General features: G+C 65.9%; 7 protein-coding genes and 1 tRNA gene. 2 read left to right on the top strand and 6 right to left on the bottom strand.

What is annotated here, in order from left to right:
• Positions 1-211 precede the first annotated feature (211 nt).
• Positions 212-2338, bottom strand: a complete 2127-nt coding sequence (locus tag G6023_RS13360; RefSeq protein WP_182635966.1) for an FAD-dependent oxidoreductase — start codon at positions 2336-2338, stop codon at positions 212-214.
• Positions 2339-2516: 178 nt separating this feature from the next.
• On the opposite strand from G6023_RS13360, the gene G6023_RS13355 reads away from it, so the two are divergent.
• Positions 2517-5510, top strand: a complete 2994-nt coding sequence (locus G6023_RS13355; protein WP_182635964.1) for an AMP-binding protein — start codon at positions 2517-2519, stop codon at positions 5508-5510.
• Here the strand turns inward: G6023_RS13355 and G6023_RS13350 are convergent.
• Entirely contained in the window at positions 5507-6883 is a 1377-nt protein-coding gene (locus tag G6023_RS13350; protein ID WP_182635962.1) for a DUF3375 domain-containing protein, read from the bottom strand. The two genes, G6023_RS13355 and G6023_RS13350, sit on opposite strands and share 4 nt — an antisense overlap.
• 729 nt (positions 6884-7612) lie before the next feature.
• Here G6023_RS13350 and G6023_RS13345 point away from each other — a divergent pair.
• On the top strand, positions 7613-10231 hold the full coding sequence (locus tag G6023_RS13345) for an N-6 DNA methylase (RefSeq protein WP_182635960.1): 2619 nt from the start codon (positions 7613-7615) through the stop codon (positions 10229-10231).
• Positions 10232-10476: 245 nt separating this feature from the next.
• Here G6023_RS13345 and G6023_RS13340 read toward each other — a convergent pair.
• The 4 genes from G6023_RS13340 to G6023_RS13325 all read right to left on the bottom strand — a co-directional run.
• Positions 10477-10550: transfer RNA gene (locus tag G6023_RS13340), tRNA-Leu, on the bottom strand.
• 53 nt (positions 10551-10603) lie between these two features.
• A complete protein-coding gene (locus G6023_RS13335) occupies positions 10604-11599 on the bottom strand; it encodes a Ppx/GppA phosphatase family protein (RefSeq protein ID WP_182635958.1) in 996 nt (331 codons plus the stop codon).
• Positions 11596-12147, bottom strand: coding sequence for a DUF501 domain-containing protein (locus tag G6023_RS13330; RefSeq protein WP_182635956.1), 552 nt, complete (start codon positions 12145-12147; stop codon positions 11596-11598). The genes G6023_RS13335 and G6023_RS13330 overlap by 4 nt, the downstream gene beginning before the upstream one ends.
• The coding region (locus G6023_RS13325; RefSeq protein WP_182635953.1) for an FtsB family cell division protein at positions 12144-12811 on the bottom strand (668 nt) is incomplete at its 5' end. The genes G6023_RS13325 and G6023_RS13330, both read right to left, overlap by 4 nt.

The following is a 12811-nucleotide window of genomic DNA, read 5'->3' as shown; positions in this document are numbered from 1 at the left end:
GGCGTGTCGTCCTCACCCACGCTCAGATGCGAAGAGCCGGTAAAGGTCTGGCGTGGCCCGGGGCCAGTGGCTGAACGGGAGAGAGCAGAGTGCGTCCTTCGAACGTGCGCACTCTCGCCTCGACATCTGGCAAGTGTCTGAGCGACAACAAGGGCTGGAGAGTCGTTCCCTCCGCAGGGCTACCTCCGCGGCTGCGCCTGCCCTCCACGTCTCAGCCCTGCACAGCAACCTTCCACGCCGAGTGGATGGCGCCGTGGATGTAGCCCACCTCGCCGGCGTCGCCGATGACCTCGCAGTCGATGCCGGCGGCGCGGAGCTCGTCGGCCAGCGGGGCCGCGGCGGTGGTGCCGTCGGCGTAGATGACCATGTCGGCCGGGGCGGACTGGGCGCGGCCCTTGGCATCGGTCCAGGCGACCGTCGACTCGGTGATGTAGCTGACCTTCACCCGGCGCTGGATATCGACGCCGTGCTCCTTGGCGTGGCGCACCGCAGTCCAGCGGCGCGGCATAGCCAGCGGCAACCCGAGCTGCTGAGACTCGTGCAGGAGGGTGACCTTGCGGCCGCGCTCGGCGAGGAACTCCGCGAGCTCCAGGCCCACCAGCGAGCCGCCGATCACCACGACGTTCTTGCCCATCGGCAGTGCGATCTTGGTCAATCGACGAATCCACGCCGGCCTCTTGGTGATGGTCGAGAGTCTGCCCAGCCGCCCGACAGTCCGGAGGAAGACCCCGGCCTCGTCGGCGGTGGCAGTGCCCAGCATGGTGGCGCGCAGCGAGTCACCCGCGTGCACGTGCGGCAGGTCGCCACCGGGGATGGACGGAGCCGGACGCTTGGCGCCGGTGGACACGATCACCCGGTCGGCGCCGAGGGCACGAATGGACTCCACCGTGGCCTCGGTGTTCAACCGCACGTCGATGCCCAGTCGTTTGATCTCAGCCTCGAAGAAGCGGATGAGCGGCTCGTTGTCAGGCGTGGTGAGCGTGGAGAACCACATGGTGCCGCCCAGACGGTCGGCCTTGTCCAGCACGGTGACGCGGTGCCCGCGCTCGGTCAGGACCAAGGCCGACTCAAGTCCTGCGGGGCCGGCGCCCACCACCACGACGTGCTCGCGCGTGGGTGCGGGCGTCAGCGGCAGCAGGGTCTCGTTACCGAGCGCCGGGTTCACCGCGCAGAACGGGGTGTCATCGAAGAAGTTCTCCGCCACGCAGAGGTAGCAGTTGATGCACGGGCGCACGCGCTCCGGCGTGCCGGCGGCCAACTTGTTGGGCAGGTTCGGATCGGCGAGCAACTGTCGACCCATGGCGGCGAAGTCGACCTTGTCGTCGTCGATCGCCTTTTCCGCCACCTCGGGGAGCATGCGGCCCACGGCGATGACGGGGATCGACACGGCCTTCTTGATGGCCGCGGCGTTGTCCACGTACGCGCCGATGGTGTCCGGGAGGGGGCCGTCGGTGAAGTTGTCGAAGGGGTTGCGGCCCCAGCCGGTCACGTGGATGGCGTCGGCGCCGGCGCGCTGGAAAAGCTGGGAGGCGAGGACCGCCTCATGCTGTTCCAGCCCACCCTCCTGGCCGTACTCCTCGCCGGACACGCGCACGATCACTGCGAGCCGATCCCCCACGCGCTTCTTGACGGCCTCGATCACCTCGCACGCCAGCCGTGCGCGATTGACTAGCGCGCCGCCGTACTCATCGGTGCGCAGGTTGTCGCGGCGGTTGAGGAACACGCCCAGGATGTAGCCGTGCGCCACGTGGATCTCGATCGCGTCCGCGCCGGCCTTGGCGATCCGCTCGGCGGCGTCGGCCCACGTCTCGATGAGCCACGCGATGTCGGCGTGGTCCATCTCCTTGTACACCGTCTTCTTGCCGCCGGTCGCCGCGCCCATCCGACCCAACTCTTCGCCCGTACTGTCGGCCAGGGCGGAGTAGTCGTAGTCGTAGTCCGGGGTGCTCGGCGCGATGAGGGGGCGGTCGTTGGCGATGTCCACGCGCGCGACCTTGCCGTGGTGCGTGGACTGCACGCACAGCTTGGATCCCGCCGCGTGCACCGCGTCGGCCAGCGCCTTGAGGCCCGGGATGTACTTGTCATCCGACAGCCCGGGCTCCTTCAACGACGCCGCACCCACCGGGAACGCGATCGCACACGCGCCGGTGATGATCAGCCCGGCGCCGCCGGCCGCGCGGGCCACGTAGTGGTCGATCTCCCGCTGCTCGATCTCCCCGTCCTCGGACACGTTCATGTCCATGGCGGGCAGGACGATGCGGTTGGGCGTCTCCATGGGGCCGATGCGGCCGGGAGACATGAGGCGAGGGAAGGAGGTGAGGGTCGTCACGTCGATCATGATACGCCCGAGTTGACGGGTGTCGAGAACAGGTTCCAGTTTGTGGGGCGGTGGGTTGTAGTCGACGGGGTGAAAGGGACGACGACGACAACGTCGGCACGGCGGGCGGGTTCCCCCGCTGGGCTATCCGCTGGATCGTCTCGGTGCCCGTGCCGCACCCTCTACCCTCGTAAGCACCATGCCGCCCAACCCTGACATCGTCTCGGCCGCGCTCAAGACAGCGACGTCGTTCGTCCTGAACGCGGTCGAAGTCGTGCGTTTCGGCGGCCTTCAGACAGACGAAGAGCAATCTCCGTTCGAGATCGTCGCACGGCGCCCGATGTTCCGGCTGCGCCGCTACTACCCGCCGGCGGCGGGGGACGCTGGCCGAAGCGTCCACATCGATGAGGACGAGCCGCCGCCGCCGATTGTGCTCGTTCCCCCGATGATGATCTCCGCGGAGGTCTGGGACGTGTCCCCCTCGACCAGCGCAGTGGCCGCGCTGCACGAGGCCGGCATGGACCCGTGGGTGATCGACTTCGGCGCCCCGGACCTCGAGACCGGCGGTCTCGAGCGCACTCTCACCGACCACGTGGTAGCCGTGAGCGACGCCGTCGACCTCGTCACCGCGGCCACCGGCCGTTCGGTGCATCTCGGTGGGTACAGCCAGGGCGGCATGTTCTGCTACCAGGCCGCGGCCTACCGACGCTCACGCGACCTGGAGAGCATCGTGACGTTCGGTTCGCCCGTCGACTGGCGCGGCAACGCCCCGCTCGGCATTCCCGAGCAGGTGGTCGTCACCATCGCACGCCTCGTCGCCGACTACGTCTTCAACGAACGCCCACTGCCCGGGTGGTTGGCCTCGACGGCGTTCCGTCTGCTCGATCCGATCAAGACCGCCCGTTCGCAGGTGGACTTCCTGCGCCAGCTCCACAACCGCGAAGCACTCCTCGGCCACGAACGGCAGCGCCGCTTCATCGGGGGCGAGGGATTCGTCGCCTGGTCCGGCCCGGCGCTCGTCGACATGTTGCAGCAGGTGATCGTCCAGAACCGGATGATGGTCGGCGGCTTCGTCGTCGGCGACCACGTCGTCTCACTCGCCGACATCACCTGCCCCGTCCTCGCCGTCTTCGGAGAGGTCGACGAGATCGGCGTCCCGGCCGGCGTCCGCAAGATCGCGTCCGTCGCTCCCGCGGCCGATGTCTACGATTTTTCGGTCCGCGCCGGGCACTTCGGGCTCGTCGTGGGCTCGACCGCCGCCTCGCTGACGTGGCCCACCGTCGCCAAGTGGGTCGACTGGATCGAAGACCGAGGGGCTCAACCGGACGGCATCACCGAGGTCGACCCCGACACTGTCATCGACCCCTCCCCCACCAAAGCGATCATGCTCGCGGCGGACGGGGCGTTCCAGGCCGCTGGACTCGGGGTCGGCGTGGTGCGCGGTGCGGGGCAGCTCGCCTTGGGCGCGCTGCGGACGACGCGAGCTGTCGGATACGAAGCGGTGCGTGCGGCACCGCGTCTCATCCGGCTGGGGCAGATCCAGCCCGCGACCCGGATCTCGTTCGCCAAGATCATCGACGAACGCGCCCGGAACCAGCCGAACGACGCGTGCTTCCTCTTCTCCGACCGCGTCCACACGTACTCGGCCGTCGACACCCGGATCACGAACGTGGTCAAGGGCCTCATCACGGTCGGCGTGCGCCAGGGCAACCACGTCGGCGTGGTCATGGAGACGCGGCCCTCGGCGCTGGTCGCGATCGCCGCGCTGTCGCGTCTCGGTGCCGTGGCCGTGCTGCTGCCCCCGTCCCAGTCACTGCCCGAACTTCTCCAGCTCAGTTCCGTGACCGACGTGGTCGCCGACCCCGAGCACGCGTCCAAGGTCACCGATGCCGGAGCGCGGGCGCTCGTGCTCGGCGGTGGTGGCGGTGAGCGGGACCTGCCCGCGGACCTCGGCGAGGACGTCGTCGACCTCGAGCGTATTGACCCCGAGGCGGTGACGTTGCCCCGCTGGTACCGGCCGAATCCCGGCCGAGGGGGTGACCTGGCCTTTGTGTTCTTCACCCGCTCCACGGGCACGTGGCAGACCAAGCTCGTCACCAACCACCGGTGGGCGGCGTCCGCGTTCGGCACCGCCAGCGCCGCGCGACTCACCACCGAGTCCACCGTCTACTGCCTCAGCCCTCTCCACCACCCATCGGGGCTGCTCACCACCGTCGGCGGCGCCGTGGCGGGAGGAGCCCGAATCGCGCTCTCCCGCGGTTTCGATCCGGTGACCTTCGACGAGGAGATCCGCCGCTACGGCGTGACGGTGGTGTCGTACACCTGGGCGATGATGCGCGAGTTGGTGCGCGGGCCAGTGCATCCGCGCGAGACGCTCCCGACACTCTCTCTCTTCATGGGGTCAGGCATGCCCCGTGGGCTGTGGCGGCGGGTCCTGGACCGCTACCCGGGCACGAGGGTCCTTGAGTTCTATGCCGGTACCGAGTCCGATGTGGTCCTGGCCAACCTCACCACCTCCAAGCCGGGCGCGCGCGGACGTCCACTGCCCGGCACCGCCGACGTGCGTCTCGTCGAGGTCGATCCCGACACCGGCGCGATCCTCGCCGGCCCCGATGGCTTCGCCATACCCAGTGAGGTCGACGCACCCGGCGTACTTCTCGCCCGGCCCAGGCTCGGATTGGACGCTTCCGTGCGCCAACTCCGTGGGGTGTTCCGCCCCGGCGACACGTGGGTGTCGACCAATGACATCTTCGAGCGTGACAGGGACGGGGACTTCTGGCTGCTCGGCTCAGCGAGCTCGGTCGTCCACACCGAGCATGGTCCCGTTTACCCGATCCAGGTCGCTGACGCACTCGGGGATCTGCCCGAGGTAGACCTAGCCGTTCTGTACGAGGTGGATGGCGCTATGGGCCCGGTAGCCGTCGCCGCGGTGAACCTACGGGGTTCAGATCCCATTACCGCGGCCGACATCGGTGGCGCGCTGGCCTCGGTCCCGTCCGCCGGACAACCGGACCTCGTCCACGTCGTCAAAGACATCCGGGTGACCAACTGGTACCGGCCGGACCCCAGGACGCTCGCCGCCCGGGGGCTGCCGAAGGCAGGCCCTCGTACCTGGATCCACGATCCCGAGACCGGTGAGTACGTGCGATTGACCAAGGCGGTGCGGGACAAGCTGGTTCGCCCGATTTCCTAGACCAGTAGCTCGGTCTCCTCGTGCTCGTTGGTGGTCACCTCGAGGTCGTCGTCCTTGAGCGCCAGGTAGCCGACGATCTCGGCAGCCCCGTGTTGTAGGGGGTACATGGTGACGATGTCCTCCAGGCGGGCGGTGCCGCGGACCGGGATCAGCGCCCGGATGCGGGAGGCCAGGCGGGTGGGGTCGACGACGACCTGGTCGGTCAGCACCGAGGTGTCGACCTCCTCGGTGTCCACAGGATCGAGCAGACTGTTGACCTCCGCGGCGGGCCGGGCGGTGAACAGCGGACGGTCCGTGGGCAGGGCGACGTCGACGGCAGTCTCCTCCAGCTCCAGCCCAAGGTCCGGCAGCTCGCCCTCGCGGACTTGCAGCGCGGAGGTCTCGATCTGGCGCACCAGGTCCAATACCCGGCGGTTCTCCAGCCACACCTGGTCGTCAGTGAAGCGGCGCAGCTGCTCGGAGATGTTGCGGACCGTCTGCTGCGTGCGCTCCGCGGCCTCCGCCCAGCCGTGGTGCACCGTGCGCAGGCGCCGGTCCGCGCCGAGCTCGTCGATGCCGGTGAGGCGCTCGAGCAGCATGGACAGCTCCTCCTGGCCCGAGGTGGACAGCAGCAGGTCGTAGAACGCCTGGAAGCTGCGGCCCTGGTCGGAGGAGTCGATCATGCTGCGGCCGTGGACCAGCTCGGCCAGCAGCTCACCCTTGCTGCCCTGCCAGGTGGCGATGCGCTCGCGCGCCGAGCGGTCCAGGGCGCGGAAGTTCTCCTCCACCTGGCGGAAGTCGGCCAGCAGCTCGCGGGCGGTGGTGGCGAACTGCTGGTAGCGCTCGCGGACCGCGGTGCGGTCCAGCAGACCGGAGTCCGGGTCCTGGCGGAGCTGGTCGATCTCCCGCTCGATGTCCTGCTTGCGGCGCTCGAGTTGGTCCAGTCGCTTGGCGGGGTCGGACTCGGTGCCCTGGGCGATCTGGCGCAGCAGGTCCACCGCGGTCTGCAGGCGCGACTCGGTGCCGACGAACGAGGTCTCGGACAGGCCCTGGACCCAGGCGTAGGCCTTCTCCAGGGCCGGGGTGGCGTCGTAGTGGATCTCGTCGGCTCCCAGGGGGTAGAAGCGGCGCAGGAAGCCCGCCTCCGGGCCGGCCCAGTCCGCCAGGTACTCGGCGGCCGTGCGCAGGAACCGCGGGTTCTCCGGATCCTGGGCGTTGATGGCGTAGAGCTGATCGTCCAGCGCCGCCACTAGCTCGCCCTCGGAGCTGGCGCCGCGGCCCTCCTCCACGAAGAACCGGCCCAGCACCGTGAGCAGCAGCGGCGCGTGCGTGGCGCGCAGCATCCGCCAGGCGGGGTGCCGCTCGCGCAGCGCCTCGATCTGCGCGTACTCCACGTGGGGCTCCTCGGGGTGGGTGACGGTCGGTCGCGGCGGGTCGTGCGCCGAGGGGACAGTCTAGGAGTGGGGGGTGAGGAGGGCGCGGCGGGGCGATAGTGGGGGCGAGCTGATCAGGCAACAACGCCTATCGCAGATAGACCGTTGCCCTAGCCAAAATGCGTCCCGCGGCGATCACCGGGATCGACACGGCGCTACTGATGGCCGCGGCGTTGTCCACAACCGGCGAAGCGCTACAACCGCCCCTTCGCGACCATCACCGACCGTGGCGCAGCTCGTGGTATTCCTCGGTGCCCATCACGACTAGACGTGAATATTCGCCCTACACGTAGTCCACGTATCCGATTGACCGCACGTAGGGCGCGATCACCTGCACCTTCTGTAGCGGAGTGACGAGCAGCAGCTGAATGCCGAGTTGGGCGAACAGCTCCAGCGCGTAGCGGGTCGAGGAGTCTATGCCCCGGCTAACCCCGGTGATTCACGGGGATCTGCGGGGTCGGCACCCGCAGCCATGATCCTGACGATTTTTCTGGTCAGGGGCTCCTCCGAAGGCCTCGCCATCGCCTTCTCCAATATGTTCACTCCGGTCGCGCTCTACCACGGATAGGCCTCATCGCTGTCGAATACAATGCCCAAGTAGGATCAAGACTAGAGCCACCTCCAAGCGGAGATGTCTAGAATTTCAGCGCGCCGCGCAAATCAACCGGAATAGTCGCGAAAGGTGGATTCGTGAGTAACGCACAATTTCCTCAAACCCACGAGAATCTCAGAGAAGCTGAAGTCGAGATGTCCGGCATCCGTGAATACCTCGACAGTCTCGGCTACCTTACCAAGGTGCGAAAGTCAGGGTTCCCAGAACTCGACATGGCTTGGCCTTCGAAAAATATAGATGGAAAGGGAAGTGGCGAGCCAGACTTCCTCATCTCGACAAGCCTCAATCGCTATCCCACGATCGTGTGGGAGAACAAAGGCACCGCTGCCGGCGTTGATCGTGCACTTTCCGAGGCCAAGGGATACGTCGAAGGTGCGCACAAGCTGCTTCGCGGTAAACCAAACCTGCCCCGGGTGGCCGTTGGCTACGACGGAACAAGCCTCAAGGCCGCGTACCTAACTGCCGATAACAGATGGATCACCCTGAAAGACCGGGGAATTCCGGTTGTTGACCGGTTTATAGATGCAGATTCCCTTAAACGAGGCGTGAGGTCGGATGGCAACATCGTCGAACCTCCCGAGATGCTGGAGCCAGCAGGGCTCCGGCTCGTTTTCGAACAATTCAAAGGACTGTATCGCGGGATCCCAGCCCTAAAGAGTGGACGCAGACCAATTGACTTTACCGTGGCCCTATTGACCCTGCGACTGGTCGTCGAAAGAGAAGAATGGGGCACTTGGTCAGAACAGCCCTCGTTGGTCCCCGACGCCCCCGATATCGACCAGCAGGTCTCTGAGAGATTTGCACAGTTGGTCCGTCGCTGTATGTCAAACCAAATCCTACGTGAAAGCTACGGAAGCATCTTCAAGTTCCGTGAGCATGACGAAAATGAAGCCGAAATTGCGTTTGACTTCGAATCGGTACTCAAAACTATACCCACGGGGAAGAATCACTTCAGGCGCATGTTCGAACTCCTCGATTCGTTACCGCTGCTTCATGGCGCAGATATAGACATATTTGGCGAAGTCTACCAAGCAATTGGAGATGATGCGGTTAAGAAGGCGTTTGGCGAATACTTCACCGGCCGGCATATTATCGGGGGAGTAGTACCCCTCGTAATGAAGCGCGCTGGAGTGGACACGTTCGACAGCGGAATCGAAGGTAAGTCGATTGCCGATATCGCATGCGGCACGGGCGGCTTCTTGACTGAAACTCTACGATTCATACGTAGGGCATTTAGTCTCAGCGATGAGGAGGCAGGCGCCTTCGCCGAAGAGTCATTTTACGGGTACGACCTAAGCTCTTCTAATGCCTCCAGGGCACGCGTAAATATGTACTTCGCTGGCGATGGGTTCTCCGCGATCGAGGGCGGTGTTGACACCCTTGACCCCACTCTTCGACGCGGTCCCGGTAGACGAAAGTTCGACTTCATCCTGACAAATCCCCCGTATGGGTCGTCTGCGCAGCATCACCTCCTGCACGAAACATTCCTCATGCGAATGATCGATTTACTCAAGCCCTCCAGCGGCTGGGGCTTAATCGTCCTCCCCACCGGAACTTTAGAAAATCCGAGATCTAGCTCAGCTCGGTTTGACCTACTAAAACGAGCTCAGGTGACGGATGTAATATCACTGCCTAAGCACGCCTTTGCTCCGTACACAACTCAGCGCACCGGAATTGTTATCTTCCGCAAGAGGCCGAAGCCGCTCGAGGCGACAACTTGGCCGGATCTAGTTAGAGCAGTTCAACATGAGCGAGTTTCCCTTTTCGTGGTGAAGAACGATGGGTTCGCGAACAGCGACAAGCGGTTTCCCACAAAGCGGAAGGCATCCGACGGTTCCTGGTGTCACGACGACCTTTCGCCGTGGCTTGACTCGGACGGCTCACTCCGTCCAAGTCGAATCGTAGATGCACTGATCCACGAAAATGGTGATCCAGAACACTATGGTCGATTCTCCTTCCAGGAGCTTCGAGACAATATGCTTCGCTGGGGCGCCGATAGAGGTTCGGGCATCGAGCTTCTACCCGACAGTTACCTTACCCCGCGGGCAGCGGGCGTATCAGCGCAAGAGTTTGTGAGCCGAGCAACACGTCTGGTTTATCGGGCCCAAGGCAAAGTTGAGTCGCGCGCCGATGATGTACCAGTACTAAACGAGCTTGGCGACCTTCTCTCAGTCCCAGTTTTTCTTTCAGATGCCGAGTCGGATTCGTACGAGCTGCAGAACCTATTCACTATCAAAAAGGGGAACACTAATTTGACTGAAGCCGCGATATATGAAGGCTACGACCCTGATGGTATTCCGGTTTACGGTGGCGGCGTCTCTAAGCCGTCACAGACAATTAACGAAGACGCAACTACGTCTAAAGGAAAGCCGGTAACCGTCTTTAACGGTCCTGCAATTGTTCTTTCAGTAGATGGTTCTTCTGGGGCCATGCAAGTGGTTGAAGACGGAAAATTCGCCGCAAATCACCACGCTGCCGTTCTCAAACCGAAGCGCGAAGGCATCAATCTTCACTTAGTGGCCCAGCAAGCGGAGGCTCGCCTGAAAGCGCTAGCATCGAACAAGACTGGTTCTGCAACTTTAACGATGGGAACAATCGAGAGTCTACAGATCCAATTGCCGTCCGACGATATCCTCGTGGAGTCAATATCTTCCGCTAGAGAGACGCTAACAAGCCTAAGGCGGATATTGGTGTAAGGCACAAGTCTTTTGCTGATCGTACGCACGATGCCAGCTAGCTGCCGTGATCGGATCCCGGGATATTAATAGCTCCAGAACTTGAGTGTCCGCCGATTCAGCCTAGAGTTAAGCCGGAGTGTCACCGAACAAGATCCATACCTGTGGTGCCCTAGGTGAGGAGCGATCCGAGGACGTCCACGAAGGAAGTCGCTGATAGTTTCGGCCGGGAACGCGGACGAGTGAATGGCTTATCGCTCAAAGCGTGCCCCCAGTCGGACTCGAACCGACACTGAAACGGTTTTAAGCCGTCTGCCTCTGCCAATTGGGCTATGGGGGCTTGCCGGCCCGCCGGGGCGGGGCCGGGTGGCGCGGAGGGCGCCAGGGGCCGGACTAGCCGGCCAACCGGGTCAACCCCGACATCGCGATGCCGTCCAAGATGTCCTTCTCACTCACCGTGAGTTCGGACAACCCCGCGCGCTCTGCCATCACATCACACAGCGCCTGCACCACGATCGCGCCCCCGCCGATCACGTCCGCGCGGCCCGGGTGCATGGGCCCCAAGCTGCGGCGCTCGGACTCCGTGGAGGCCACCAGGCGGTCGCACACCTCGCGCATCCGCTCCAGCGAGATGACGCTGCCGTGGATCCGCTCGGGGTCGTACTCCCCCAGCCCCTGCGCCAACGCCGAGAGCGTCGTGAAGGTGCCGGCCACGCCCACCCAGCGGGCAGCGCGGCCCACCGGCACGTCGCCGGCCTCTGCCAGCGCATCGGCGATCACGGCCCGCGCCTCGGCAATCTCGGCGGCCGTGGGCGGGTCCAAATGGAGCACCCGCTCGGTGAGCCGCACGCAGCCCACGTCGAGGCTGCGGGCCCCGAGTAACTGCGCCTCGCCGCGGACGAGCTCGCCGACCACGATCTCCGTGGACCCGCCGCCGAGGTCGGTCACCACGAACGGCCCGTCCTCAGGCCGCAGGTCCGACACGCCGCCAGCGAAGGTCAGCTCGGCCTCGGTCTGCCCGGAGATCACCTCCGCCTGCGCGCCCGGGAAGTGCTGGCCGAGCACCTCGGCGGTCATGCCAAAGAACTCGTCCTTGTTGCGGGCATCGCGGGTGGCGGAAGTGGCGACCATCCGCACCGACTGCACACCCAGCTCAGCCATCGTGGCCGCGTAGTCGGTCAGCGCGGTGCGGCACCTAGAGAGAGCGCCATCAGAGAGCCGCCCGGTCGCGTCGACGCCCTCGCCGAGTCGGATGATCCGCATCTCCCGTGTGACGTCCACCAGCCCGGCCTCGCCGGGGATGCCCTCGGCGACCAGCAAGCGGATGGAGTTGGTGCCGCAGTCGACCGCGCCGACACGAACTGGATCAGCGACGCCGGGCGCGGTCACTGCTCGTCCATCGCGAGGTAGTCGGGCACACCCAGCTCCTCGGGGGTCGGCCAGTCCTCCGGCAGCGCCGTGCCGCGCAGCCCGGCCTCGCAGGCCAGCGCCACGGACTCGTCGCCCAGCCAGACCACGCCCGGCCCCTCCGCGAGCGCGTACGCCATGAGCACGTGCAGGCACTTCACGCGCTCGGGCATCCCGCCACCGCTGAAGTCCGTGCCCAGGTCCTCGATCTCGTTGCGCTTGGCGAGGAACCGCTCGTGCGCCTGCACGTAGTTGGCGGCCAGTTCGGGCTCCTGGGCCAACCTCGTCGTCATCCCCCTCATGATCCCCGCGGACTCCTGCCGACTCGCCTCGGCGGTGAGCCGCGGATCGGTGAGGTAGTACAGCGTGGGGAACGGGGTGCCGTCCTCCAACCGCGGGGCGGTCTTGACCACCCCGGGCTGGCCGTCGGGGCTGCGGTAGGACACCTCCAGCACGCCCCGCGGCGGCCGACCCAGCTGGGCCTGGATCGCGTCGAGGTCTTCGCTGGTCACGCTTTGCTCGGCGCTCACGCTGGGGGGTCCTCCTGTGATTGATCTTGGACGCCGCCCGGGATGGGGGCGGCGGGGTCGTCGGCGCCGGGCACGCCGGGCACGACCGGCACCGGCGGGGTGCCGGGGCCGCCGGGGATGGACGTGCCCTCGAGCACCGCCGAGTCCTCCGGCATGATCGGGTCGGCGGGCTCTGCGATGGAGTTCCACACCCGCGTCTGCCACGGCTGCGCCGCCAGCTCGGCCGCCTTCTGCTCGGCCACGGCCTGCTCGATCGGGTCGACCATGGACACGCGGTACGGGGTCTCCCCCGGCTTCACGGCGCCAAAGCGGATGCGGGCCTGCTGCTCGATGTACGCCGGGTCCGAGAGCATCTGCTCCTCGGCCTCGAGCTCGGCGATCGTCGCCTCGAGCGCAGCCCGCTCCTGCGCCACGGTCTTCTCGTCGCGCAGGAACTGGTAGTGATTGCGCAGCGGGAACGACACGGTGACGAGCAGGATGATGGCGACGACGGCGAGGAGTCCGATCCGCCGCGGGGTGTAGTTCCGCGGGCCCAGCAGGGTGTCGGACAGGTCCGTGCGCGTGGTGAGGCGGTGGGCCTCCGGATGCGCGGTGGTGCCGACCCGGCCGGAGCGGGCAGAGGCCGGGACGGGCCGGTCCCGTTCGCGGCTCGGCGTCCGCCGGC

It is taken from the genome of Dietzia sp. DQ11-71 (assembly GCF_014144995.1).
Classification (GTDB): Bacteria; Actinomycetota; Actinomycetes; order Mycobacteriales; family Mycobacteriaceae; genus Dietzia; species Dietzia kunjamensis.
This window is presented reverse-complemented; position numbering and strand designations above follow the sequence as displayed.

Excerpts from the sequence above, each read along its gene's own strand:
- G6023_RS13355 (WP_182635964.1), top strand. The coding sequence starts at position 2,517 with ATGCCGCCCAACCCTGACATCGTCTCGGCCGCGCTCAAGACAGCGACG.
- G6023_RS13360 (WP_182635966.1), bottom strand. The coding sequence starts at position 2,338 with ATGATCGACGTGACGACCCTCACCTCCTTCCCTCGCCTCATGTCTCCC.